Consider the following 25,628-nt stretch of genomic DNA (forward strand, 5'->3'; position numbering starts at 1 on the left):
CACCCGGCGGCCGTCTTGAACGAATCGGACACCGGCCGCGCCGTGTCACGCTCCCGGACAGGCCGGGCAGGACTTCGACGCCGCCTAGGCTTCCCCCGTGAACGACACGACGCACGACATACGGATCAGGCCGGGCGGACCCGCCGACGCGCCGGCCGTCCTGGACATGCTCGACGGCGCTGTCGCCTGGATGAACGCGCGCGGCAACACCGAGCAGTGGGGCACGACCCCGTACTCGCGGAGGCCCGGCGGGGTGGCCCGGGTCGAGCGGTACACGACCGAGAACACCCCGTACATCGCCGAGTCGGCCGGCGTGCCCGTCGGCGCACTGGTGCTGGACTCCGGCCCCGGCCCGCAGACACCGATCGCGCCGGCCGGCGAACCCGAGCGGTACGTCCGGCTGCTGGTCTCCGACCGGCGCCACGCCGGTCAGGGCATCGGGGCGGCGCTGCTGGCGCACGCCGCCGAGGAGACCCGGCGGGCCGGCGTCGGGCTGCTGCGCGTCGACTGCTGGGCCGGCGGCGGGGGCGAACTCGTCGCCTTTTACGCGCGCAACGGCTTCACCCCCACCGAGCGCTTCCGGGTGGATGCCTGGCCGGGACAGGTACTGGCCCGCCGGATCGGCTGACGCGGCGCGCGAAGGCCGCCCGAAAAAGAAGTGGCCCCGCCGGGATCGGGCTTGTTACGGTGGGGCCGTTCCCGCCGACCGGTGGGGAACGACCAGCATGTGCATGGACCCGGAGGTGAGTTCGTTGATGACTGTCATTGCTCGGGGCGCTGCCCTCACTCAGAAGATCATCAATGTCACTTCCGTGGTCGCCGGCTGACCTCACACTTCTTCGCGCGCCGCCGCTGAGCGAGCGCGCGCGGCCGGGGCCACCCTGTGAAGGGTTTCCCTTGTCTTTCTCCGCTTTCCCGTCCTTCCCGCAGACCTCGCACTCGCACGCCCTCGCCCCCTTCGGCTGGGACACCGCGTGGGAGGCCGAGTTCGCCCCGTACGCCGAGCAGGGCCTCCTGCCCGGCCGGGTCGTCCGCGTCGACCGCGGCCAGTGCGACGTCATGACCGCGGACGGCATCGTCCGCGCCGACACCGCCTTCGTCACCCCGCACGACCCGCTCCGGGTCATCTGCACCGGGGACTGGGCCGCCGTCGAGGCGGCCGGCCACCCGCGTTACGTGAAGGCGTACCTCCCGCGCCGGACCGCCTTCGTACGGTCCACCTCCTCGCAGCGGTCCGAGGGTCAGATCCTCGCCGCCAACGTCGACCACGCCATCATCGCCGTCTCCCTCGCCGTCGAGCTGGACCTGGGCCGCATCGAGCGCTTCCTGGCCCTGGCCTGGGAATCGGGCGCGCAGCCACTGGTCGTCCTCACCAAGGCGGACCTGGTCCCGGACGCGGCGACGCTCGGACACCTGGTCCAGGACGTGGAGGCCACCGCGCCGGGCGTCCAGGTGCTGACCGTCTCCTCGGTCACGGGCGAGGGTACGGACGTCCTCGCCGCGATCGTCGGCGACGGCACCAGCGTCCTGCTGGGCATTTCGGGCGCCGGCAAGTCCACCCTGGCCAACGCGCTGCTCGGGGCCGAGGTCATGGAGGTCCAGGAGGCGCGCGAGGTCGACGGCAAGGGCCGTCACACGACCACCACGCGCAACCTGCTCGCCCTGCCGGGCGGCGGCGTCCTGATCGACACCCCCGGACTGCGCGGCGTCGGCCTCTGGGACGCCGAGACCGGAGTCGGCCAGGTCTTCTCCGAGATCGAGGAGTACGCGGAGAACTGCCGCTTCCACGACTGCGCCCACGAGGCGGAGCCGGGCTGCGCGGTGCTGGCCGCGCTGGACTCCGGCGAGCTCCCGGAGCGCCGCCTGGAGAGCTACCGCAAGCTGCTGCGGGAGAACCAGCGGATCGTCGCCAAGACGGACGCCCGGCTGCGGTCGGAGATCCGCCGTGACTGGCGCCTGAAGTCGGCGGAGGGCCGTGCCAACTACGCCGCCAAGCGGGGCGGCGGCCGGGGCTGAAACGCTTCGGAGACAGGGGCGGCGGCCGGGGCTCAATCGCGTCCGATGCAGGGGCGGCGGGGGAGGGCCGGGGGCGCGCAGGCCGTGGCCGCCGCACCCCCGCCCCCGACACCCCCGATGCCGCGGTCGGCCGGCCCGGTCAGAGCCCCCACGCGTGGACGCGCTCCGGATGGATCCGGATCACCTCCGGGCTGAAGTGGGGGCCCAGCCCGTGCGGGCCCGTCTCCAGCGTGGCGCGGCCCCGGATCTCGATGCCGCGCACCCGCCACGGGCGGGTGCTCACCAGGTCGTCGACGACGAGGGACAGCCGGGGGTTCCCCTGCAGGTTGCGCCACTTCTTCGTCGTGCCCATCGCCATCCCGCCCACCAGGATCGTTCCGTCCTCCTGAGGGAAGAAGCCCACCGGGTTCGCCTGCGGCTGCCCCGCCGCGTCCACCGTGGCCAGGCGGCCCAGGTGCTGGGAACGCAGATACGCCAGTTCCGCCTCGCTGAAACCCTCGAAGTCCGTCATACCGGCCACCCTCGCAGCCCCCGCACCCCGCCGCATCGGACCACGGCCCTACGCCGCGCGGCGTACGCCCGGCCCTGCGCCGCCGCCCGCGCGGCCCTGCGCCGCCGCCCGCGCGGCTACTGCGCCACCACCGCCCCCACCCACGCCCCGACCACCAGCAGGCACGCGAACAGCTCCACGAGGACGCTCGTCCCGACCGCCCGCATCACCGCCCGCGCCGACGCCCAGGCCTCGCCGTGCGTCCCCAGGCGGAGCCGCTCGCAGAGGTAGATGCCGCCCACGAAGCCCGGTACCGCCCCCACCACCGGCACGAGCACGAAGCCCAGTACCGCTCCGGCCCCCGCGAACGCCGCCATCCGGGCGGTGACGCCCAGCCCGTGCATCCGCCGGGGCGGCAGCAGCCACTTCACCACCTGGACCACCAGCAGCAGGGCCGTCGCCGCGACCAGCAGGGACCACGCCACCGCCGAGCGCACGTGCAGCGCCCACCACAGCAGCCCCGCCCACACCAGCCAGGTGCCCGGCACACCCGGGATCAGCACTCCGACCACCCCGAGCAGCAGCACCAGCCCCACCAGCAGCAGCTGAGGCAGATCCATCTGCTCAGCCTGACCGACCAGGTGCTATCGGGCCACCCAGCCCCGTTCGTACGCGTGCCACCCCAGCTGCAGACGCGTCGTCACCCCCGACAGCTCCATCAGGCCCTTGACCCGCCGCTGCACCGTGCGCAGCCCCAGCTCCAGGTGCTTCGCCACGCTCGCGTCCGTCATGCCCGCCAGGAGCAGCGAGAGGATCTCCAGGTCCGTGGCGTCGGGGCTGCCCCCGGACTCCTCCGCCGAACCGGACGCCCCCAGCCGCAACGGCAGCGACTCCCGCCACACCGCCTCGAACAGGCCGGTCAGGGACTCCAGCAGACCCGAGGCGTGCACCACCAGCGCCGCCGGCTCCGCCCCGCGGGCCGTCAGCGGGACCATCGCGAGGCTCCGGTCCGCGATCACCAGCTTCGTCGGGACCTGCGCCGTCACCCGGACCTGCTCACCGCGCGCCAGCGCCGTCGACGCCTCCCGGATCCCGCTCGGCAGGGTGAGCACCTCCCGCTCGATGACCACCCGGTAGTCGACCCCGCGTACGGAGGCCCGGTCCTCCGCGTCGTTGTCCGTGCCCGTCACCACCTGCGGCCGGCCGGTGACCAGCGCGCAGACCTCCTTCTCCGCACCCAGCTGGATCTGGTGGAAGCGGTGCGCCACCGCGCTCGCGCCCTGCACCACCTCCACGAGGTCGTGCACCGCGGGCTCGGTCGCCTCCGCCCGGTACTCCTCGGCCAGCAGCACCGCCGCCAGCTCCGCCTGCTCCAGCTCGTGCCGCTGCTGGGTCAGCAGAGCGCCGAGGGCCACCCCCGGCGGGGCCGCCACCCAGCGCCCGGGCCGGGCCGAGGACTGCGCGGCCAGCCCGTGCCGCTCCAGATGGCGCAGGGCCCGTTCGGTGTGCGGCACGGGCAGGGTCAGCCGGTGCGCGAGGTCGGGTACCTCCGCCGCCCCCAGCGCGACCAGCGCGCGGTACGCCGACTCCTGGCCCTCGTCCAGGCCTATCGCACCCAGCAACCCGTCCACCCACCTTTCGACACGCGCCTGGCGGGAAGCGGCCACGGCGCGAACCCGCCGCGGACATCATCGCCGCACCCGGCGCCACTCTGCCAAGGTGACGCCACCGCAGCACCAACATCCGCCGGCCAGAAGCCATTTACGCGGCGCTTCGCCGTGCAATGCAGTGGTTGGCCGCAATTCACCTGGGGAGAGCGATGCGTCCGATATCGCGTACGGCACTCGGGGCGGCCGCCGCGGCCGTCCTGGCCGTCACCGCCGTCGGCCCGTCGACGGCGCAGCCGGCCGACGGAGCGCCCGGAGCGGGGAAGAGACCACTCGTCGGCGGCGAGGCGGCCGGAAAACAGCCCACCGCCCCCGTCACGGTGACCCTGGTCACCGGCGACCGGATCCTGCTGTCCACGGACACCGCCGGCCGCACCGCCGCCACCGCGATGCCGCGCGCGGACGGCTCGCAGCCGCTCGTGCAGACCCGGCAGTCCGGAAAGGACCTGTACGTCTACCCGGAGGGCGCGGTCGCGGCGCTCGCCGCGGGCAGGGCCGACCACGAGCTCTTCAACGTCACCGGCCTCGTCCGCCAGGGCTACGACGACGCGCACACCAAGAAGCTGCCGCTCATCGCGGTCTACGACGGCTCCGTGAACGTGGCGCGCAGCGCCCCGCCCGTTCCCCGGGGCGCCGACCGCTCCCTCGTCCTCGGCTCCATCGGAGCGGTCGCGCTCGCCGCGGACAAGGAGCAGGCCGCCGCCTTCTGGACCGACGTCACCGGTACGGACGCCCGCACGCGCTCCGTGGCGGGCGGGCTCAAGAAGCTCTGGCTGGACGGCAAGGTCCGGGCGAACCTGGAGCGCTCCACGAAGCAGGTCGCCGCCACCGCCGCCTGGGCCGCCGGGTACGACGGCAAGGGCACGAAGGTCGCCGTCCTCGACACCGGCACGGACCTGGACCACCCCGACCTCAGGGGCCGGGTCTCCGCGTCCGAGAACTTCACCGACTCCGACACCGATGCCGACCGGCAGGGCCACGGAACCCACACCATTTCCACCGTCGGCGGCTCCGGCGCCGAGAGCGGCGGCGCCAGGAAGGGCGTGGCCCCCGGCGCCGAACTGCTCAGCGGAAAGGTCCTCGACGACGCTGGCTACGGCCTCGATTCGTGGATCATCGCGGGCATGGAATGGGCGGTGGAGGCCAAGGCCGACGTGGTCTCCATGAGCCTGGGCGACCCCTCGCAGACGGCCTGCGACGACCCGCTGGCCGCCGCCGCGGAACGGCTCTCCCGGCAGGGCCCGCTGTTCGTCGTCGCCGCCGGCAACGCCGGCCCCGGCAACAACACCGTCTCCTCGCCCGGTTGCGCCGCCTCTGTGCTGACCGTGGGCGCCGTCGACCGCGACGACACCACGGCCGTCTTCTCCAGCCGCGGCCCGGCCGGACTCCAGCACACCCTCAAGCCGGAGATCGCCGCCCCCGGCGTCGCGATCTCCGCCGCCGCCGCGGGCGGCCGCGGGGTGTACGCCTACCAGGCCATGTCCGGCACCTCGATGGCCACCCCGCACGTCGCGGGCGCCGCCGCCATCGTCAAGCAGCGCCACCCCGACTGGACCGCGCAGCAGATCAAGGCCGCCCTCGTCGGATCGGCCGCGACCGAAGTCCCCGGCGACGTACGGGAGACCGGCGGCGGCCGCCTCGACGTGAAGGCCGCCCTCGACACCACCGTGACCGGCGCGCCCGCCGTCCAGGGCGGCACCTACAACTGGCCGCAGGACCGCAGCGACCGCACCACCGTCGAGATCCCGTACACCAACACCGGCAAGAGCCCCGTCACCCTGAACCTGGCCGTCGAGAAGGTCACCGGCAACGACGGCTCGCCCGTCCGCGCCCAGGTGGCCCGCCTGGAGCGGCGCACCGTGAGCGTCCCGGCCGGTGCCACCGTCAGGGTGCCGCTCGTCCTCGACCCGGCGGCGAAGCTGGAGCGCTCCCAGTACGGGGACGTCACCGGCCGCGTCGTCGCCACGGCGAACGGCGTGCGCGTCTCCACCCCCTTCTCGCTCTACGTCGAGCCCGAGACGGTGACCCTGCGCGTCAAGCTCGTCGACCGCGCGGGCCGGCCCGCCGCCGGACCGTCCTCGCTGGACGTGATCGGCACCGACGACGCCACCGGTGAGCGCCGCTTCAACGAGGGCGCCGCGGACCAGGTCTACCGGGTGCGCCCGGGCGCGTACTTCCTCTCCGCCTTCGTCGCCACCCCCGACGCGGGAGAGGCAGAGGGCGACAGACTGCTCGACTCCCTCACCTATCTCGGCCGCCCCCAGGTCGAGTTGAAGAAGGACACCACCGTCGTCCTGGACGCCCGCAGGGCCGGGCGGCTGGACATCGCCGCCGACCGGCCGGTCGAGGCCCGCAACACCACCCTCGGATTCGCCCGCAGCTGGGACGACACATGGCTGCACGCGGGCACCGCCATGGGCGGCCGCACCATCCGCGGCTTCTACGCCTCCGTCGAAGGCCGCGCCCGGGACGGCGAGTTCGAGTTCGCGTCCTACTGGCGGGCGGCCGCGCCGCTCGTCTCCGAACTGAAGGCCGTCGGCGGACCGGTACTGCACCCCATCACCGCGTCCACCGGCAGTGACAACCTCGACGGAACCGGCAGCGCGCCGCTGGTCGACGCCGGTTCCGGCACCCCCGGGGAACTCGCCGCGGCCGGCGCCCGGGGCGCCGTCGTCCTGGTGAAGGCGGCCGACGGCGCACTGCACGAGCTCGCCGAGAACGCCCGGGCCGCCGGCGCCACGGCGGTCCTCGCCCACCGCGAGGCCCCCGGCCGCTGGACGGGCTTCACCGGCTACGCGGGCGGCGCGCTGCCCGCGCTCACCGTCGAAGCCGCCGAGGCGAAGGCGCTGCTGGCCCGGCTCGCGAGCGGCAAGGTCACGCTCTCCTGGAAGGCCGAGGCGCAGAGCCCGTACGCCTACTCCCTCGCCCTCCCCGAGAAGGGTGAGGTCAAGGGTGGCGGCCACACCTACCGGGTGCGCGACCGCGACCTCGGGCAGACCGAATCCACCTACAACTCCATGGGCGTGTCAGCCGACTTCATCGACCTGGCCGGGGCCTACCGGCCGATCGGCACCGCCGTGTACTTCGGCGGCATCGAGACCGTCGCCGCCCCGGGCCGGCGCACCGAGTACCACTCCGCCGGGGACACCGCCTGGGACCAGCTGCTCTCCAGCAGCTTCCCCTGGGGCGAGTTCATGGTCGGCGAGCAGCGCACCTACGCCAAGGGGCAGAAGAGCACCGCCACTTGGTACGACGGGATCACCGGCCCGGTCGCACCGCGCGACGCCACGGGCAAGGAAACCCTCGCGGCCGAGCGGCAGGGCAACCTGATCGGCTTCGCGCCCGCCATGTGGGGCGACAGCGCCCACGCGGCGCAGCCCGGCTCCTTCGGCGACATCGGCTCCCTCGTACTGAAGCGCGGCGGCGAGGTCGTCGGGGAGAGCTGGTACCCCTTCGGCGTCTTCGAGGTGCCGGCCGAGGAGGGCCGCTTCGAACTGACCCAGTCCATCGAGAAGATCGGCCCGCCCGCCCGCGTCTGGCAGCGCTCCACCGCGGTGCAGACCACCTGGGCCTTCTCCTCCAAGCCCGACGCGTCTGCGTACTCACAGGGCCTGGCGATCCTCTTCCCGCGGTACGCGGCCCCGCTGGACGGGATGAAGACGGTCGCGGCGGCGAACGGCCAGAGCATCGGGCTGGGCGTCACCGGCCACGCGGGCTACACGCCGGGTGCGCTGAAGTCGGCGAAGCTGTCGTACTCCTACGACGGTGAGCACTGGACGCAGGCGAGGACGAGCGAGCACGGCGGCCGGTGGAGCGCGGTCGTCGACCACGCCGGAGCCTCCGGCAGGCCCGTGTCGCTGAAGGTCGAACTGACCGACGCGAAGGGCGCCGTGGTCACCCAGACGGTCGTCCGGGCGTACGACGTGCGCTGATCCGTACGGGTGGAACGGGAGGGGTTCACCGGACTGTGGTCCGGTGGACCCTTTTCGCGCATTCGGCGTTTTCCGCCCCCGCGGGGGGCCGAGAATGAAGCCATGAGTCAGCAGGGCGCGGACGACTGGTGGCAGAAGCTCTACGAGGGCCCTGACGCGGGAGCGGAACCCGACCCGGGGGACACCCTGGACAACCGGTTCCGCTCGGCGGCGGGCGTGACGACGGATCCGGCAACGGACCCGGGCGGGGCACCGACCCCGGCACCGACCCCGGCTTCGGGTGCGGCGCGGGCTTCGGGTCCGGTGCCGGACCTGGCGCCGGACCCCGGCCCGCCGGAACCTCCGCGCGCCCCGGAGCCGCTCGTGCCCGGCCCCCGGCAGGGGGACGCGGAGCCGGCGCCGCCCGCGCCGCCGGTCCCGCCCCCGACGCGCACCCCGACCCTGCCCACCCTCCCGCCGCCGCGCGACCCCCGGGCGGGCGAGGCCACCGGGTATGCCCTCGGGGGCGTGGCCGTACCGCCCGTGCCGGGCCCCGAGCTGCCGGTACGGAACTGGGAGCCCCCGCGCGGGGAGGCCTGGTCAGCCCCCGCCCCCGCCCCCTCCTCGGGGCCGGCCGCGGATCCGGGGCGCGCGGCGACGCCCGAGCGCGAGCGAGAAGCCCAGCCCGAGGCCGAGACCGAGGCCGAGCCAGGGCCCTCGACCGCCGGGCCGGCGGCCGTCCGGCCCGAGGTGTCCCACCTGGGCGACCGCGCACCCACCTACGCCCCCGAACCGGGGGCCCTCCCTCCCGCCGACCCGGCAGCCCTCGACGGGCTGACCCCGGACACCGTCCTGGAGGGCGCCCGCTACGGCACCTACACCCTGCGCGCCGCCTCCCTGCGCGGGGACTCCGCCCGCTACCGCGGCGAATCCCGCCGCGACTTCCTGCTCACCGCGCGCTTCGGCAGCGGCGACGACGCGCTGATCCTGGTGGCCCTCGCGGGCGGGGACCGGGCGGCCCCCGGCGCCGCCGAGGCCGCCGCCGAACTGTGCCGCACGGTCGCGTCCGCCGTCGGGCGCAGCCAGGACAGGCTGGCCGACGACATCCGCGCCGGGAACCGCGACGCCCTGCGCTCGGGCCTCCAGCGCCTCACCGACCGCGGCTACGGGCGACTGCGGGCCCGCGCCGCCGAGCTCGGGCTCGCGGAGTCGGCGTACACCGCGGGACTGCGCGGGCTGCTGCTCCCGGTGGACCCGCAGTGCCGCACCCGGGTGTGCTTCGGCGCCGGCGCGGGTGGTCTGTTCCGGCTCCGCTCGGGGCAGTGGCAGGACCTGGAGCCCGCCGGGCAGGCCGTGGATGCCGAGGGCGGCTTCCGGTTCCGCGCGGCCGTGGCCCGGCCGGGGGACACCCTGCTGCTGTGCTCCGGTGGCCTGGCTGAGCCCATGCGCGAGGAGGCCGCCTTCCCGGCGGAGCTCGCCGCGCGCTGGGCCGGAGAGGAGCCACCCGGCCTCGCGGCCTTCCTCGCGGACACCCAGCTCCGCCTCAAGGGCTACGCCGACGACCGTACGGCTGCCGCGATCTGGGAGGCGTGACCGGTGCGCCCGTGGGCTGGACGGGAGGCGTACGCGGTGTCACCGTGATGGTGCGGCGTGCTCGTGCGGGGCCGCCCCGCGGCGCGTGGCCGCGGGGCGCCCGCTCGGGTGTGGTCCAGTGGTGTTAGTCGACCATCTGCCCGTCCTTCGTGCCGCCCTGACAGTACATTCCGACGACCTTTCCGCCGGCGTCCGTGCACTCACCCGGGGTGAGGCTCCCGGTGACGGCGGTGTTGGGGGCGGCCGCGGCGGTGGCGGCACCTGTGAGGCCGAGTCCGGCGAGGGCTGCCGTGGCCATGACGGCGGCCAGAATTCGTCGCATGCGCATGTGGTTTCCCTTTCACGATTAACTCGGTTGGGGCACTCATCAGTTTGATCTTCACTCGTGTGGGTGGCGCGTTGGATTACTCCATTCGGGTGACGCCTGTCGGGCCGCCGGGCCCGGTCGGACCTCGCGTTCCGGGGCGACGTACGGAAGACCTTGCGCGCCCTGAACGTGCCGGTGCGGCGAAGCCGACAGCGGCATGTGCAATGGGTGGGCGGCGCGCTATCTTTCCCCGAACGGCAGTCAAGTGGTGTCGATGTCGGGCGACGGCGGTTTCTCGATGCCGGTGGGAGATTTCCTCCCCCTGCTGCAGTACGGCCTGCCCGTCAAAGTGCTCCTGTTCGCCAACTCATGTGCCGTAGTGGCCGAGTTGGGGACGCCGGTTTCCGGCCTGCCCTCCTGCGGGACGATGTACAAGAACCCCGACCTCGCGGCCATCGCCCGCGCGGCGTGTGCGTACGGGATCCGCGTGGAGAAGTACAAGCAGCTCACAGGGGCTCTGAAGGACGTTTTCCGGCACCCGGGACCGGCTCCGGTGGACGGGGTGACGGACCCCGATGCCCTGTCGTTTCCTCCGAGGACCGGCGCCGAAGCGGTGACCGGATATGCACGGTCCACCGGAAGGATCGTGCTCGACGGCGGGATGGGCCGCGTGATCCGGATGGCTCGATCCAGCCTCCGTGACGCGCCCCGTCCGTAAGCCCGCAGGAGTGCGGAACCGCCCCGGGGGCATGCATCCCGTAGACCTGTTCGAGAGCAAGGACGCGGGGGAGGGACATCGCCGTGCGGGTGGGGGCGAAGACCGGAAAGCAGTGGGGGAGAGGGAGGCCGGTGCCGCGCGAGCCGTCCGCCGACGAGGACGGGGGCGCGGTGGACACGCTGCGGATCACCCGGAGCGTACGCCGGGCCGACCTGAAGGCCGTGGGTGAAGTCCGCCGGGCATTACGGGAGTTGATGCGCCACCGGTGCCGGACCGACGCCGCGGAGGTGGCCGAGCTGCTGATCACCGAGCTCGTCACCAACGCCCTCGTCCACACCGACCGGGGCGCGGAGGTGCACGCGAGTCTCGCCGCCACCCGCTTACGGGTGGAGGTCCGGGACTACGCCGCACGCAGACCCCGGCCGTACGTACCGACCGCCGACGACGGTACGCACGGCCGGGGGCTCGTGCTGGTACAGGCGCTCGCCGACGACTGGGGCGTGGACGCGACAGCCCCGGGCAGCGGCAAGGTGGTGTGGTTCGAGCTCGACGCACGGCGCGACGCGCCGTACGACGGAGGGCCCGCCTGACGGGCGGGCCCTCCGGGGTTTCCCCTCACCGCAGGACCCGTCAGCCGAACTGCTGCTCCAGATCCTTCAGTTTGCGCTCCAGCGAGTCCAGCCGGGGAATGGTCTGGGTGTCGTCCTCGGCGGTGAGGTCCACCGTCCGGGGGCCGGTCACCTCAAGGGATTCGGTTCCGTTGACGGCCTGCAGGGAGGGCCGGCGTCGTAGTGGCAGCTGTCCCGATTCCGGTATGGCCGGCTCCGCGCCGACCGGCGCGGAGCCCGCTCCCTGCGTGAGTTCCGGGAGCTCGACCTGGCGGCCGCGCGACCGCCCGAACGCCCGGTTCTGCCGGCCCAGCGCCTTGATGCGCGCCCGGTCCAGCCGGTTCTGATCGCGCCTGCGGTGCCGGTCCTGCTCCCGCTCCTTCTTGTCCTCGCGCACCTCGTCCACGGCCTCGTCGAGCGTGCGGACCCCCTCCAGCAGCATGAGCGACCACGCGCCGAAGGTCTCCCGGGGGGCCCGCAGCCAGCGGACCATCCGGATCTGCGGCAACGGCCGCGGGATCAGGCCCTGTTCGCGCAGCGCCGCCCGGCGGGTCTGCTTGAGGGCGCGGTCGAACAGGACGGCCGCCGAGAGTGACATCCCCGCGAAGAACTGCGGGGCCCCGTCGTGTCCCAGGCCCCGCGGGGCGTGCACCCAGTTGAACCAGGCGGCCGCGCCCGCGAACAGCCAGACGAGCATGCGCGAGCCGAGGGCCGCGTCGCCGTGGCTGGCCTCGCGCACGGCGAGCACCGAGCAGAACATCGCGGCGCCGTCGAGGCCGAAGGGGACCAGGTACTCCCAGCCTCCGGTGAGGTTGAGGTTCTGCCGGCCGAAGCCGACCAGTCCGTGGAAGGAGAGCGCGGCGGCGACCGCCGCGCAGCAGAAGAGCAGGACGTACGACGCGGTCCCGTAGACGGCTTCCTTGCGCCGCCGCCGTTCCTCGCTGCGCTCCCAGCTGTCGTCGGCCGCGGCCTTCTCGCTCTCGCGCTTGCCACGGGCCAGTACCGCAACTGCCGCAAGTACGCCCAGGATCAGCAGGCTGCCGGGCAGCAGCCAGTCCAGCGATATGTCGGTCAGTCTCATGCGGATGTCCCTTGCCTCGCGTATGCGGCTGTGCGGCCGAGCGGCTTTCCGGGCGCCATAGTGGCGCAGCCGGTGAGCCGTGCACGCGGGTTTCGGGGCAAGTGGACGCCATCGGGGGGCGGGGCCCGCCGGATAGGGTGTTGTGACTCGAACTGACGCCCGTGCGGGTCGAGTTGCGTTCGAATTCGGTCAGCCGTACGGGGTGGGTTCAGGCGGCGGTCGCCGCGAGCCGGGTGACCCGCTCGGCGTCGCAGGTGCGGGGGCAGGTGACGCAGGTGTCCTCGGGGCGAATGGTGTAGAAGAAGCAGCAGCCGGCCCGGTCCCGGGTGGGCAGCTCCTCGCCGGCGGGCCCCGTGAGCGTACGGAACCCCGCGCCTCCCGTGTACGGGGCGGTCGAGCCGGGCAGGAGCGCCTCCAGCTCGGCCATGGCCCGCTGCTCCTCGCCGAGCAGATTGCCGATGTACCAGAGGCTTTCGACGACCTCGTCGGTCACCATCCCCCACAGGGCGCGGCGGCCGCGCCGCATGCGCGGGCCGAAACCTTCCAGCAGCGGACCGAGGTGCTGGGCCACCGCAGCCCGCACCTCCTCGCGCAGCGCCTCCTCGTCGGGCACGACACGGGCCCCCGGGAGCGCGGCCGCCGGGTCGTCCGGCAGGCAGGCGAATTCCCCGACGTGGATGCTCATCCGGCCCAGCGTCCGGTGGAAGGCCACCTGGGTGACCGGGATCCGGGGGACCCGCCGGTGCAGGAACCACGGCAGGGTGATCAGCAGGCAGGCCGGCCACGCGTACCGGTGCAGCCCGAACCCCGCGATCACATCGGGGCGGGCCTGGGTCCCGTAGTCCCGCAGGACCTGGGCGTTGTCCCAGGCGAGGAAGGCGTCCAGGGCCGGCCCGCCGGCCGCGAGCTCGTCCGCGCCCACCCATCCCGCACCGCGAGGGACGGGTTCGTGCGCGGTTCGCTCGATCACCTTCAGCCCGCCGTACGCCTCGGCCAGCCGGGCGAACGCATCCGCCACCGCAGAGCCGGGCGGGGCGGTTGTGACGGCCGGGAAGGTCGTGACGGTCATGGCGGGCCACCGAATCACAGAATCGCGCGATCGTTAACAGGTTAGCCTTACCTTACCTGATGTGGATCGATCCGCACCCCCTCCCCGCGCGCCCCGTCACCTATTCTCAGGACAGGTCGAGACCCGGAGGAGGACCGAGTGCACGAAACGGCCCGCGCCCGGGTACCGGCACAAAGCCGGAAGGTGATGCGCCATTCGGTGCGCGGTCAGGTGCTCGACGCGCTGCGCGCGGCCCTGGTCGACGGAGAGCTGGTGCCCGGCGAGATCTACTCGGGCCCGGCCCTGGGCGAGCGCTTCGGGGTCTCCGCGACCCCCGTGCGCGAGGCGATGCAGCAGCTGGCCGTGGAGGGGGCGGTGGAATGCCTGCCCAACCGCGGCTTCCGCGTCCTCTCCCGCACCCCGCGGGAGCTCGCCGAGCTGGCCGAGGTACGGGCGCTGCTCGAGGTCCCCGTGATGCTGAGGCTGGCCCGTACGGTGCCGGCGGACGCCTGGGAGGCGCTGCGGCCGGTCGCGGCCGCGACGGCCGAGGCGGCCGCGGCCGGTGACCTGCCGGGGTACGCGGAGGCGGACCGGGACTTCCACCGGGCCGTGCTGCGACTGGCCGGCAACGACCAGCTCGTACAGGTGGCGGAGGAGCTCCACCGCCGCGCCCAGTGGCCCCTGCCGGGCGCCCCGCGGGTTCGCCGGGCCGATCTCGTCGCCGACGCGGCGGAGCACTCGGCGCTGCTGGAGGCCCTGATCGCGCGGGACCTCCCGGTGGTGGAGTCCCTGGTCCGCGAACACTTCGCGGGCTCCCCGGCCTGACCGGGGGCCGGGGCGCCCCGCGGGTGCGGGCGGCTACGCCGCGGGCGAGGGGGTCGGGTGGAGCTGGTCCGCCAGCCAGGTGGGGATGCCGCCCAGCAGGTGGAACAGGCGGCGGGCCTCCGCGCGCAGACGGGCGGCCTCCGGTTCCGGTTCTGCCTCGGCCAGCGCCGCCAGCGCCGGGGCCGTGCCGATCAGGAAGCCCAGGTCCTCGCGGATGCGCAGGGACTCCGCGAAGCCCTTGCGGGCCTCCGCGACCTCCCCGTCCCGCAGGGCCAGCGCGGCCAGGTGCCGCCAGGTGAAGGACAGCAGCAGGGTGTCCCCGTGCGCCTCGGCCCCCGCGTGGGCCCGGTGGTAGGCCGGCCGGGCCGACTGAGGTGCGTCCGCCAGGTGCTCGGCGACGAGCCCCCGCCGGAAGTCCAGCAGCGGGCGGGTCCGGGAATCGGGGGACAGCAGGGCCGCGGCCCGGCCCAGCGCGGAGCGGGCCTCGTCGGCCCGGTCGCGAACGCCGAGCACGGTGGCGGCGTACGCCAGCTGGCCCCGTTCGCACGCGGCCGCACCCCGGTCCTCGTCGTCCTGGGCGATCGCCTCGGCGATCCGCAGCGCGTCCTCGGCCTCGGCCCAGCCCTGACCGGTGAACAGGCACCGTTCCACCAGCAGCGCGGTTCGCTGCACCGCGGCCCCGGCGCTGCCGACGTGCGGCGTCAGGAGCGCAGCCGCATCGGTCCAACAGCCGCGCGAGCGCAGTCGCCATATCGCCCGCTGAAGGGGGTCGTCCCCTCCGGTTGTTCCGGCACCCGACATGGCGGTGTCCGCCACATTGCCCTCCCCAAAGCAACCAAGCAGCGCGTCATTGAGCCCTGGGGCGAAATGAGAGCACGGATCGGAGCCATCGGCCAAGGGGTTGGGTGAACTCTTTCACAAAGTCCGGACGGATCATCAGCCGCCCCGTGGCCGAACCGCCGCGGCCGCGGGCGGATCTTCTCAGCTCATCCGCAGTGCGAGGAAGAAGTCGAGCTTGTCCTCCAGCCGGGACAGGTCCCGGCCCGTCAACTGCTCGATTCGCCCGACGCGGTAGCGCAGCGTGTTGACGTGCAGGTGCAGGCGCGTCGCGCAGCGGGTCCAGGAACCGTCGCAGTCGAGGAAGGCCTCCAGCGTCGGGATGAGCTCCGCGCGGTGACGCCGGTCGTAGTCCCGCAGCGGGTCCAGCAGCCGGGCCGTGAAGGCACGGCGGACGTCGTCCGGGACGAACGGCAGCAGCAGCACGTGCGAGGCCAGCTCGTGGTGGCCCGCCGCGCAGACCCGGCCCGGGCGTGCCGCGGCCACCCGGCGGGCGTGCCGGGCCTCCTCCAGCGCCCCGCGCAGCCCCTCGGCGGAGTGCACGGCCGCGCTGACGCCGAGCGTGAGCCGGCCGTCGTCGGCCAGACCGGCGGCCAGGGGGTCCCGTACGGCCGCGAGCAGCTCGTCGGCGTGCAGGGCGGAGTCCGGGCCCTTGTCCTCCCCGGCGTCCCCGGACAGCGACGGCAGCGGTACCAGGGCGATGGCCTCGTCGCCCGCATGGGCGACCGCGATCCGGTCCGAGGGCTCGGGCCCCGAGACCGACGGGTCGACGAGGATCTCCTCCAGCAGCGACTGGGCCACCGGGCCGCCGGGGATGTCCCCGCCGTCCCAGTCCACCCGGGCCACGACGACCTGCCAGTGCGGGGCGGCGCCCAGCCCGGGCAGCAGCACCGGGGCGGCCACCCGCAGACGGGCGGCGATCTCGGCGGGCGGGGCACCCGTCTGGACCAGTTCCAGGACCTCCTGTGCGAGGCGGCGCCGCACCGTGCGGGCCGCGTCGCGCCGGTCCCGTTCCACGGCGATCAGCTGGGTGACGCCCTGCAGCAGATCCAGGCGCTCGGCGGGCCAGTCGCCCGCGTCCGCCTCGACGGCCAGCAGCCAGTCCGACAGGACCGTCTCGCGCACGTCGCGGGCGGCCGGACCTGCGGCGCCGCGGCCGTGTCCCCTGATCGGGAAGAGCGAGTACGTAATACCCTGGATGGAGATCCGATGCGGCCCCCTGCGGCCCGTCCGGACCGCCGCAAGGTGCTCGCTCGCCAGTGCTGCGCACACGCCCGGCGCCAGCGGCTCGCCCGCCCCGGCGATCTGCCGGCCCGTGGGGGACAGCACCCAGGCCCGGAGATCGAGGTCGGTGGTGAGCAGATCCAGCACCACATCGGGGCCGCCGCCGGCCGGACCCGAGGTCATCAGGCGGCGATGGCGGTCCACGACGGCCGCGAGGTCACCCGCACGCTCTCCCGAGACCTGCCGGACGACGTACTCGGTGATCGTGGCGAATGCAACGTCCTCGTTCACGGCGAACAGCGGCAGCCGGTTGCGCACGCAGGCCGAAACAAGATCGTCCGGGATCGCTCCCAGCTCCGCCTCGCCCGCGGCGAGCCCGGCGACGCCCGCACTCGCCAGGATTCGTACGAATGGCTCGGAGTCGGCTGAATTTCGTCTCCAGGCCAGGCCAGTAAGGACCAGCTCGCCCCCCGACAGGTACCGGCTGGGATCCCGCAGGTCGGTCGTCATGACCCCGCGGACCGTCCGGTCGAGTTCACCCTCGCCGCCGAGCAGCCGCAGCCCCAGCGCCTCGGTTTCCAGCAGTGCGCGCAGCCGCATGATGTCGCCGCCGATCTGTCTCGAATGTTGCCGTTGGAAATCGGGCAGGTCGTCGCATCCTGCCTTTCATACGAATCTACAAGACGAGGGAGGCCGTCAGCCAACTCCTTCATGGTTTCGGTGACTGCACCCGGGGGACGGGCGGCTTGTGTACTGGGTCCACACCGCGTTAACAGCACGTGAACGACCAGTCGAGGGCTCTCGGGCCTCCTGGCTTGAAGTAAACGACACGATGAAGAAGAAGAGAGCCGCTCATGGACTTCCTTCGCCCCGCCAGCTGGGAGGAGGCGCTCGCCGCTAAGGCCGAGTTCCCCTCAGCTGTGCCGATTGCGGGTGGCACCGACGTGATGGTCGAGATCAACTTCGACCACCGCCGGCCGGAGTACCTCCTGGACCTGAACCGCATCGGTCTGCTGCGGGAGTGGGAGGTCGGCGAGGATGTGGTTCGCCTGGGCGCCTCCGTCCCGTACACGCAGATCATGGAGAACCTCCGTACGGAGCTTCCGGGACTCGCGCTCGCCTCGCACACGGTCGCGTCCCCGCAGATCCGCAACCGTGGCGGTGTCGGCGGCAACCTCGGTTGCGCCTCGCCGGCCGGTGACTCCCACCCCGCGCTGCTCGCGGCGGGCGCCGAGGTCGAGGTGGAGTCCGTACGCGGCTCCCGCCTCATCCCGATCGACGAGTTCTACACCGGCGTCAAGCGCAACGCGCTCGCCGCCGACGAGCTCATCAAGACCGTCCACGTCAAGAAGGCGGACGGACCCCAGCAGTACTCCAAGGTCGGCTCCCGCAACGCGATGGTCATCGCGGTCTGCGCGTTCGGCCTGGCGCTGCACCCGGACACCCGCACGGTCCGCACCGGCATCGGCTCGGCCGCGCCGACCCCGATCCGTGCGAAGGCCGCCGAGGAGTTCCTGAACGCCGCGCTCGAAGAGGGCGGCTTCTGGGAGTCCGGCAAGGTCATCACCCCGTCGATCGCCAAGCAGTTCGGTGACCTCGCCTCCGGCGCGGCCAACCCGATCGACGACGTCCGCGGCACGGCGAAGTACCGCCGTCACGCGGTCGGCATCATGGCTCGCCGCCAGCTCGTCTGGACCTGGGAGCAGTACCGCGGTACCGGCAACGGCCGCTCGCTTGAAGGGGCTGCGTAATCATGCGCGTCAATTTCACGGTCAACGGCCGTCAGCAGGAAGCCGACGATGTGTGGGAGGGCGAGTCCCTTCTCTACGTCCTGCGTGAGCGTCTGGGCCTGCCGGGCTCGAAGAACGCCTGTGAGCAGGGCGAGTGCGGTTCCTGCACCGTCCGCCTCGACGGCGTACCGGTCTGTTCCTGTCTCGTGGCGGTCGGCCAGGTCGAGGGTCGCGACGTCGTGACCGTCGAGGGTCTGGCGGACTTCTCCAAGCAGCGTGACGAGCACGGTCACGGCGGTGCCTGCGGCACCGGCGGCGGTTGCGGCAGCAAGGGCGTGTCCCTGGACGCGGCCAAGCAGTGGCAGGCCAAGCCGGGCGACTCGCAGACCGGCGAGGGCACCCCGCTCTCCAACATCCAGCAGGCGTTCATCGACGCCGGTGCCGTGCAGTGCGGTTTCTGCACCCCGGGTCTGCTCATCCAGGCGGACGCGCTCCTGGAGGAGAACTCCTCCCCGTCCGACCAGGACATCCGTGAGGCCCTGTCCGGCAACCTCTGCCGCTGCACGGGCTACGAGAAGATCCTCGACGCGGTCCGCCTCGCGGCCGCCCGTCAGGGAGAGGCGGTCTGACCATGGCTCAGAACACCCGCACCGTGCCCGCCGGTACGCCGACGAACGTCACCCAGAAGCACAACAAGGGCGGCATCGGCGAATCGATTCTCCGTCCCGACGGCACCCTCAAGGTCACCGGTGAGTTCGCCTACTCCTCGGACATGTGGCACGAGGACATGCTCTGGGGCCAGACCCTGCGCAGCACCGTCGCCCACGCCGAGATCGTCTCCATCGACATCTCCGAGGCGCTCGCCATGCCCGGCGTCTACTCGGTGCTGACGTACGACGACCTGCCGGCCGAGATGAAGAACTACGGCCTCGAGATCCAGGACACCCCGGTTCTCGCCAACGGCCGGGTACGTCACCACGGTGAGCCGGTCGCCCTCGTGGCCGCCGACCACCCGGAGACCGCCCGCCGCGCGGCGGCCAAGATCAAGATCGACTACCGTGAGCTGCCGCTCGTCACGGACGAGGCCTCCGCCCTCGCCCCCGACGCGCCGCTGATCCACGAGGGCCGCGACGACCACCACATCGGTCACGTCCCGCACCCGAACATCGTGCACCGCCAGCCGATCATCCGCGGCAACGTGGAGGAGGCCCGCAAGCGCGCCGACGTCATCGTCGAGGGCGAGTACACCTTCGGCATGCAGGACCAGGCCTTCCTCGGCCCGGAGTCCGGTCTGGCCGTGCCGTCCGAGGACGGCGGTGTCGAGCTCTACGTCGCCACCCAGTGGCTGCACTCGGACCTCCAGCAGATCGCCCCGGTCCTGGGCCTCCCGCCGGAGAAGGTCCGTATGACGCTCTCGGGCGTCGGCGGTGCCTTCGGTGGCCGCGAGGACATCTCGATGCAGATCCACGCCTGCCTCCTGGCCCTGGCCACGAACAAGCCGGTCAAGATCGTCTACAACCGGTTCGAGTCCTTCTTCGGCCACGTGCACCGTCACCCGGCGAAGCTGTACTACGAGCACGGCGCCACCAAGGACGGCAAGCTCACGCACATGAAGTGCAAGATCGTCCTGGACGGCGGCGCCTACGCGTCCGCCTCCCCGGCGGTCGTGGGCAACGCCTCCTCCCTCTCGGTGGGTCCCTACGTCCTGGAGGACGTGGACATCGAGGCGATCGCGCTCTACACGAACAACCCGCCCTGCGGCGCGATGCGCGGCTTCGGCGCCGTCCAGGCCTGCTTCGCCTACGAGGCCCAGATGGACAAGCTCGCGGCGAAGCTGGGCATGGACCCGGTCGAGTTCCGCCAGCTGAACGCCATGGAGATGGGCACGGTCATGCCGACCGGCCAGGTCGTGGACGCCCCGGCGCCCGTCGCCGAGCTGCTGCGCCGGGTCAAGGCCCGCCCGCTGCCGCCCGAGCGCCAGTGGGAGTCCGCCGGCGAGAGCGCGGACGTCCGCGCGCTGCCCGGTGGCCTCTCGAACACCACCCACGGTGAGGGCGTCGTCCGCGGCGTCGGCTACGCGGTCGGCATCAAGAACGTCGGCTTCTCCGAGGGCTTCGACGACTACTCGACCGCCCGCGTGCGGCTCGAGGTCATCAACGGCGAGCCCGTCGCGATGGTCCACACGGCCATGGCGGAGGTCGGCCAGGGCGGCATCACCGTTCACACGCAGATCGCCCGTACCGAGCTGGGCGTCACGCAGGTGACCATCCACCCGGCCGACACGCAGGTCGGCTCCGCCGGTTCCACGTCCGCCTCCCGGCAGACGTACATGACCGGTGGCGCGGTGAAGAACACCTGTGAGGCCGTCCGCGAGGCGCTCCTGGAGATCGGCCGCCGCAAGAACGGCTCGTACCACCCCGCGTGGGCCACGGCCGAGCTGCTGCTCGAAGGCGGAAAGGTCGTCACCGACGGCGGCGAGGTCCTCGCGGACATCGCCGACATCCTCGGGAACGAGGCCATCGACCTCGAGCTCGAGTTCCGTCACGCGGCGACCGAGCCCTTCGACCTGGTCACCGGCCAGGGCAACGGCCACGTCCAGTACACCTTCGCCGCGCACCGCGCGGTCGTCGAGGTGGACACCGAGCTCGGCCTCGTCAAGGTCGTCGAGCTGGCGACCGCACAGGACGTCGGCAAGGCCCTCAACATGCTTTCCGTGGTCGGCCAGATCCAGGGTGGTACCACCCAGGGTCTCGGCGTCGCGATCATGGAAGAGATCATCGTGGACCCGAAGACCGCGAAGGTGCGCAACCCCTCCTTCACGGACTACCTGATCCCGACCATCCTCGACACCCCGACCATTCCGGTCGACGTCCTGGAGCTCGCCGACCCGAAGGCCCCCTACGGCCTGCGCGGTATGGGCGAGGCCCCGACCCTCTCGTCCACCCCGGCCGTCATCGCGGCGATCCGGCAGGCGACGGGTCTTGAGATCAACAAGACGCCGATCCGTCCGGAAGCCCTTACCGGGACCCTCTAGGACGGCGCGGTCCGGGGGCCGCAAGGCCCCCGGACCTCCTCAGACTCTCCGGACGGTGCGCATGGGAACGTCACACTTCACGGCGCGCCGTCCGGAGGACATACGAAGCACCGCCCCGCTCGCGGTCCCTTCACTTGGCAGTACCCCTGCAAGAACCCCCGTAGTACCAGCGGTCACCCCCGCACTACCCGCAGTACACGCAGTGCACATTCGCGTCGCCTCGGGCCGTCACCCCGGGTCGTGCAGCCAAACGCACCATCCCAAATCCCGCGTCTCCAATCTCCAAGCGGGTGCCCCTTTGAACCTTGGGAGTTAGGCACCATGACCCAATCGTCAGTAGAGCCGAAGACCACCGCGGAAGATGCCGGCGACGGCTCTCATCCCCCCGCGGGAAGGTCCTGGCTCGACCGGTACTTTCACATAACGCACAGAGGATCCAACGTCGGCAATGAGGTTCGTGGCGGTATCACGACCTTCATGGCGATGGCGTACATCCTGCTGCTCAACCCCCTGCTCCTCTCGGGCAAGGACGTCGCCGGCGCCTCGATGGCCGCCTCGGCGATCATCACCGCCACCGCGTTCGCCGCAGCCGTCACCACGCTCCTCATGGGCTTCGTCGGCAAGGTGCCGCTCGCCCTCGCCGCCGGTCTGTCCGTGTCCGGCGTGCTGGCCTCGCAGGTGGCCCCCCAGATGACCTGGCCGCAGGCCATGGGAATGTGTGTGGTCTACGGTGTCGTGATCTGTCTCCTGGTCGTCACCGGCCTCCGAGAGATGATCATGAACGCGATCCCCCTCGCGCTCAAGCACGCCATCACCATGGGCATCGGCCTCTTCGTCGCGCTGATCGGCTTCTTCAAGGCCGGCTTCGTGGGCAAGGGTCCGGAGTTCGGTCCCCCCGTCCAGCTCGGCGCGGTCGGTGAGCTGTCGGGCTGGCCCGTCATGCTCTTCTGCATCACCCTGATCGCGATCTTCATGCTCCAGGCCCGCAAGGTGCCCGGCGCCATCCTGATCGGCATCGTCGGCGGCACCGTCCTGGCAGCGATCCTCAACGCCATCGTGGACATCGACCCGAAGGCCTGGAAGAACGGTCCGCCCACCCTCGACGGCTCCGCGGTCTCCATGCCGGACTTCTCGCTCTTCGGCGACGTCTCCTTCGGCGGCTGGGGCGACGTGGGCTACATGACGATCGGCATGATCGTCTTCACCCTGGTGCTCGCCGGCTTCTTCGACGCGATGGCCACCATCATCGGTGTCGGTACCGAGGCCAAGCTCGCCGACGACAAGGGCCGCATGCCGGGCCTGTCCAAGGCGCTCTTCATCGACGGTGCCGGTGGCGCCATCGGTGGCGTCGCGGGCGGCTCCGGCCAGACCGTGTTCGTCGAGTCCGCGACCGGCGTCGGCGAGGGTGCCCGCACGGGCCTCGCCTCCGTGGTCACCGGCCTCTTCTTCGCCGCCTGCCTCTTCTTCACCCCGATCACGCAGATCGTCCCGGGTGAGGTCGCCTCCGCGGCCCTGGTCGTCATCGGCGCGATGATGATGCAGAACGCCCGCCACGTGGACTGGGCCGACAGCGCGACCGCGATCCCGGTCTTCCTGACCGTCGTGATCATGCCGTTCACGTACTCGATCACGGCCGGCGTCGCCGCCGGTGTCATCTCGTACGTCGCCATCAAGATCGCCCAGGGCAAGGCCCGGGAGATCGGCGGCTTCATGTGGGCGCTGACCGCGATCTTCGTGGTGTTCTTCGCCCTGAACCCGATCGAGCACTGGCTCGGGGTCGGCTGACCCGGACCGGCCTGATCAGCCAGAACCGCACCCTTCACGTATCCGATACTGGAACCGAACCTCTCCGAGGAGGCCCCCCATGCTGGACATCGCCGAAGAGCTGAACCGGTGGGTCGAGCAGGGACGTGACTTCGCCGTCGCCACCGTCGTGGCGGTCGGCGGGAGCGCGCCCCGGCAGCCCGGTGCCGCCCTCGCCGTCGACAGCGAGGGAACGGCCATCGGCTCGGTGTCCGGTGGATGCGTGGAGGGTGCGGTGTACGAGCTGTGCCGGCAGTCGCTGGAGGACGGCGAGACCGTCCGGGAGCGCTTCGGATACAGCGACGACGATGCCTTCGCCGTGGGTCTGACCTGCGGCGGAATCATCGACATCCTGGTCACCCCGGTCCGCGTGGGCTCTCCCGTGCGGGAGGTGTTCGCGGCCGGCCTGGCCGCCGCGGCCCGCGGCGAGGCCGCGGCGGTGGCCCGGATAGCGCAGGGCCCGGCCGAGCTCATGGGCCGCGCCGTGTTCGTCCGTACCGAAGGCGCCCACCAGGGCGGATTCGGCGGACACCCCGAGCTGGACCGCACCATCGCCGAAGAGGCCCGCGCCATGCTGGACGCCGGCCGGACCGGCGTGCTGGAGATCGGCGCAGACGGCAGGCTCTGCGGAGAGCCGCTGAAGGTGCTGGTCGAGTCCAGCGTCCCGCCCCCGCGGATGATCGTCTTCGGTGCCATCGACTTCGCCTCCGCCCTCGTGCGGATCGGCAAGTTCCTCGGATACCGGGTGACGGTGTGCGACGCGCGGCCCGTCTTCGCGACGAAGACCCGCTTCCCCGAGGCGGACGAGATCGTCGTGGACTGGCCCCACCGCTACCTGGAGACCACCGAAGTGGACGGCCGGACCGTCCTGTGCGTGCTCACCCACGACGCCAAGTTCGACGTCCCGCTCCTCGAACTGGCCCTCAGGCTCCCCGTCGCCTACGTCGGCGCCATGGGCTCCCGCCGCACCCACGAGGACCGCAACAAGCGTCTGCGCGAAGTCGGCGTGACCGAAATCGAACTGGCCCGGCTGCGCTCCCCGATCGGGCTGGACCTCGGCGCCCGCTCGCCCGAGGAGACCGCGCTGTCCATCGCCGCCGAGATCGTCGCGAACCGCCGCGGAGGCACCGGCGCGGCCCTGACCGGCGCGCACATCCCGATCCACCCGGACATCTCGAACACGGTGATCGACAGGATCGGTTCCGTCGCTTGAAGGGGTGACGGCCCGACGTGAGCCGCGCGTGACGGCCCGACGTGAGCCGGACGCGAGCCGCGCGTGAGCCGGACCTCGGCAGGGCGTCGGCGGAACGTGAGAAAAGGGCGCACCCCGCGGGGGTTGCGCCCTTTCGGCGTTCCCCCTATTTTACCCGCCGGTAATAGGAGGCACCCTCTCCATCCCTTTCCTGCAGCGGAGTTGAGCGGATGTTGCGTACCGTGCGAACCCTGGGCCTGCTGGCCGCGGCCACCCTGCTCACCGTCCTCGCGCCGGCCCCGGCCGGCGCCGGTACCGGCCCATCTCCCGCCACCGCCACCGGTCCTGGCGGCGTCCTGCGCGAGGTGCTCTTCGTCGGCAACAACTGGGAGGGGACCGCCGACGTCCTCGCCTCCACCGGCGACCTCGCCAAGGTCGGCCGGATCAATATGATCCCCGACAAGGCGGAGCGGCTCCGCGAGATCTACCTCAACCCCGTGAAGCTCGCCTTCTTCCTCGGCATCCGGGAGAGCGCCGGCGAGGGCCACGATCAGTTCGTCGACGACATGTTCACCACCCCGGACGGCTCCGCCGTCGTCGCCTCCCGCCCCAGCTTCGCCGACGTCGTGTCCATCGACGTGGCCTCCGGACGCATCAACTGGCGCTTCCCGGTGTCGGGCTTCCGGGCCGACCACATGGCGGTCTCCCCGGACGGGACCCGCATCGCCGTCTCGGCCTCCACCTCCAACACCGTGCACGTCCTGGACATCACCACCGGGCGCCAGGTCGGCTCCTTCGGCACCGGGGACAAGCCGCACGAGAACACCTTCTCCCGCGACGGCCGCTTCCTGTGGAACAGCTCCATCGGCGAGGTGAACACCGCCCTGGACGCCCCCTGGCTCGACTGGACGAAGGGCGACCGGAAGATCACCGTGGTCGACGCGCAGACCTTCCGCACCGTCCGGGTGATCGACATGCGGGAGCGCCTGGACGCCTTCGGCCGCCGGGACCTGTCCGACTCCGTCCGCCCGGTGTCCTTCAGCCCCGACGAGTCGAAGCTCTACTTCCAGGTCTCCTTCTTCAACGGATTCCTCGAGTACGACGTGGCCTCCGACCGGATCACCCGCCTCAAGACCCTCCCGATGAACCCCGCCACCAGCACCGACCGCACCACCTGGGTCAACGACTCCCGCCACCACGGCATGTCCATGAGCCCCGACGGGGCCAAGCTCTGCATCGCGGGCACCATGGACGACTACGCCACCGTCGTGGACCGAGCCACCCTGGCCGAGGGCCCGCTCGTACCCGCCGCCAAGCCGTACTGGGCCACGGTCGACGGCGACGGCACCGCCTGCGTGATCTCCGAGAGCGGCGCCGACCGGGTCACGGCCATCGACTTCGCCACCGGCGCCAAGCGGGTCTCCGTCCCCGTCGGGGACCATCCGCAGCGCATCCGGCTCGGCCATGTCCCGGCCGGCTGGAGCGGTCCCGCCGCCCGTCAGGACGAGCTCCGCGCCGGGGAGTAGCGTGGGAAGTGGCCGGTC

General features: G+C 72.4%; 20 protein-coding genes and 1 pseudogene. 13 read left to right on the forward strand and 8 right to left on the reverse strand.

Features of this window, described 5'->3' with window-relative positions:
* Window positions 1-97: 97 nt before the first annotated feature.
* Both OG444_RS29640 and rsgA read left to right on the forward strand, forming a co-directional pair.
* Window positions 98-628, forward strand: coding sequence for a GNAT family N-acetyltransferase (locus tag OG444_RS29640; protein WP_327265055.1), 531 nt, complete (start codon window positions 98-100; stop codon window positions 626-628).
* Window positions 629-897: 269 nt separating this feature from the next.
* Window positions 898-2,016 carry a ribosome small subunit-dependent GTPase A gene (rsgA, locus tag OG444_RS29645; RefSeq protein WP_327265056.1) on the forward strand — a complete coding sequence of 373 codons (1,119 nt, stop codon included), beginning with the start codon at window positions 898-900 and terminating at the stop codon, window positions 2,014-2,016.
* A gap of 139 nt (window positions 2,017-2,155) precedes the next feature.
* Here rsgA and OG444_RS29650 read toward each other — a convergent pair whose 3' ends face one another.
* The 3 genes from OG444_RS29650 to OG444_RS29660 all read right to left on the reverse strand — a co-directional run bounded on the left by OG444_RS29650 (window position 2,156) and on the right by OG444_RS29660 (window position 4,128).
* The gene (locus OG444_RS29650) at window positions 2,156-2,527 is read right to left on the reverse strand and encodes a PPOX class F420-dependent oxidoreductase (protein WP_327265057.1); all 372 of its coding nucleotides are present in this window, start codon (window positions 2,525-2,527) and stop codon (window positions 2,156-2,158) included.
* Between the two features lie 116 nt (window positions 2,528-2,643).
* Window positions 2,644-3,126, reverse strand: coding sequence for a DUF456 domain-containing protein (locus OG444_RS29655; RefSeq protein ID WP_327265058.1), 483 nt, complete (start codon window positions 3,124-3,126; stop codon window positions 2,644-2,646).
* 24 nt (window positions 3,127-3,150) lie between these two features.
* A complete protein-coding gene (locus tag OG444_RS29660; RefSeq protein ID WP_327265059.1) occupies window positions 3,151-4,128 on the reverse strand; it encodes a helix-turn-helix domain-containing protein in 978 nt (325 codons plus the stop codon).
* A 197-nt stretch (window positions 4,129-4,325) separates the two neighbouring features.
* Here OG444_RS29660 and OG444_RS29665 point away from each other — a divergent pair, with 197 nt between their 5' ends.
* Entirely contained in the window at window positions 4,326-8,105 is a 3,780-nt protein-coding gene (locus OG444_RS29665; protein WP_327265060.1) for a S8 family peptidase, read from the forward strand.
* Window positions 8,106-8,207: 102 nt separating this feature from the next.
* Complete coding sequence (locus OG444_RS29670) at window positions 8,208-9,677, forward strand: protein phosphatase 2C domain-containing protein (RefSeq protein ID WP_327265061.1); 1,470 nt, start codon at window positions 8,208-8,210, stop codon at window positions 9,675-9,677.
* A gap of 124 nt (window positions 9,678-9,801) precedes the next feature.
* On the opposite strand, the gene OG444_RS29675 is transcribed toward OG444_RS29670, so the two are convergent.
* Window positions 9,802-10,005 (reverse strand): hypothetical protein, encoded by a 204-nt coding sequence (locus tag OG444_RS29675; protein ID WP_327265062.1) that lies wholly within the window; start codon window positions 10,003-10,005, stop codon window positions 9,802-9,804.
* Between the two features lie 187 nt (window positions 10,006-10,192).
* Here OG444_RS29675 and OG444_RS29680 point away from each other — a divergent pair.
* Both OG444_RS29680 and OG444_RS29685 read left to right on the forward strand, forming a co-directional pair.
* Window positions 10,193-10,702: pseudogene (locus OG444_RS29680) on the forward strand (thiamine pyrophosphate-dependent enzyme); the annotation flags it as partial.
* A gap of 131 nt (window positions 10,703-10,833) precedes the next feature.
* Complete coding sequence (locus OG444_RS29685; RefSeq protein WP_327265063.1) at window positions 10,834-11,292, forward strand: ATP-binding protein; 459 nt, start codon at window positions 10,834-10,836, stop codon at window positions 11,290-11,292.
* A 40-nt stretch (window positions 11,293-11,332) separates the two neighbouring features.
* On the opposite strand, the gene OG444_RS29690 is transcribed toward OG444_RS29685, so the two are convergent.
* Complete coding sequence (locus tag OG444_RS29690) at window positions 11,333-12,391, reverse strand: DUF2637 domain-containing protein (protein ID WP_327265064.1); 1,059 nt, start codon at window positions 12,389-12,391, stop codon at window positions 11,333-11,335.
* A gap of 208 nt (window positions 12,392-12,599) precedes the next feature.
* The gene (locus OG444_RS29695) at window positions 12,600-13,460 is read right to left on the reverse strand and encodes a (2Fe-2S)-binding protein (protein ID WP_327265065.1); all 861 of its coding nucleotides are present in this window, start codon (window positions 13,458-13,460) and stop codon (window positions 12,600-12,602) included.
* 69 nt (window positions 13,461-13,529) lie between these two features.
* Here OG444_RS29695 and OG444_RS29700 point away from each other — a divergent pair, with 69 nt between their 5' ends.
* Complete coding sequence (locus OG444_RS29700) at window positions 13,530-14,264, forward strand: GntR family transcriptional regulator (protein WP_405792887.1); 735 nt, start codon at window positions 13,530-13,532, stop codon at window positions 14,262-14,264.
* Window positions 14,265-14,297: 33 nt separating this feature from the next.
* Here the strand turns inward: OG444_RS29700 and OG444_RS29705 are convergent, their stop codons facing one another.
* Together OG444_RS29705 and OG444_RS29710 are read right to left on the reverse strand one after the other, a co-directional pair.
* On the reverse strand, window positions 14,298-15,065 hold the full coding sequence (locus tag OG444_RS29705; RefSeq protein ID WP_327266973.1) for a hypothetical protein: 768 nt from the start codon (window positions 15,063-15,065) through the stop codon (window positions 14,298-14,300).
* A gap of 180 nt (window positions 15,066-15,245) precedes the next feature.
* On the reverse strand, window positions 15,246-16,925 hold the full coding sequence (locus OG444_RS29710; RefSeq protein ID WP_327265067.1) for a PucR family transcriptional regulator: 1,680 nt from the start codon (window positions 16,923-16,925) through the stop codon (window positions 15,246-15,248).
* A gap of 254 nt (window positions 16,926-17,179) precedes the next feature.
* Between OG444_RS29710 and OG444_RS29715 the strand changes: the two genes are divergently transcribed.
* The 6 genes from OG444_RS29715 to OG444_RS29740 all read left to right on the forward strand — a co-directional run bounded on the left by OG444_RS29715 (window position 17,180) and on the right by OG444_RS29740 (window position 25,610).
* Window positions 17,180-18,076: an FAD binding domain-containing protein gene (locus tag OG444_RS29715; RefSeq protein WP_327265068.1), complete on the forward strand. Its 897-nt coding sequence runs from the start codon at window positions 17,180-17,182 to the stop codon at window positions 18,074-18,076.
* A 2-nt stretch (window positions 18,077-18,078) separates the two neighbouring features.
* Complete coding sequence (locus OG444_RS29720) at window positions 18,079-18,684, forward strand: (2Fe-2S)-binding protein (protein ID WP_327265069.1); 606 nt, start codon at window positions 18,079-18,081, stop codon at window positions 18,682-18,684.
* A 2-nt stretch (window positions 18,685-18,686) separates the two neighbouring features.
* On the forward strand, window positions 18,687-21,089 hold the full coding sequence (pucD, locus tag OG444_RS29725) for a xanthine dehydrogenase subunit D (protein WP_327265070.1): 2,403 nt from the start codon (window positions 18,687-18,689) through the stop codon (window positions 21,087-21,089).
* Between the two features lie 321 nt (window positions 21,090-21,410).
* A complete protein-coding gene (locus OG444_RS29730) occupies window positions 21,411-22,874 on the forward strand; it encodes an NCS2 family permease (protein WP_327265071.1) in 1,464 nt (487 codons plus the stop codon).
* 79 nt (window positions 22,875-22,953) lie between these two features.
* Entirely contained in the window at window positions 22,954-24,105 is a 1,152-nt protein-coding gene (locus OG444_RS29735) for an XdhC family protein (RefSeq protein ID WP_327265072.1), read from the forward strand.
* Window positions 24,106-24,314: 209 nt separating this feature from the next.
* A complete protein-coding gene (locus tag OG444_RS29740; protein ID WP_327265073.1) occupies window positions 24,315-25,610 on the forward strand; it encodes a YncE family protein in 1,296 nt (431 codons plus the stop codon).
* The last annotated feature ends 18 nt before the right edge of the window (window positions 25,611-25,628 follow it).

Origin of the sequence: Streptomyces sp. NBC_01232 (assembly GCF_035989885.1) — a bacterium.
Classification (GTDB): domain Bacteria; phylum Actinomycetota; class Actinomycetes; order Streptomycetales; family Streptomycetaceae; genus Streptomyces.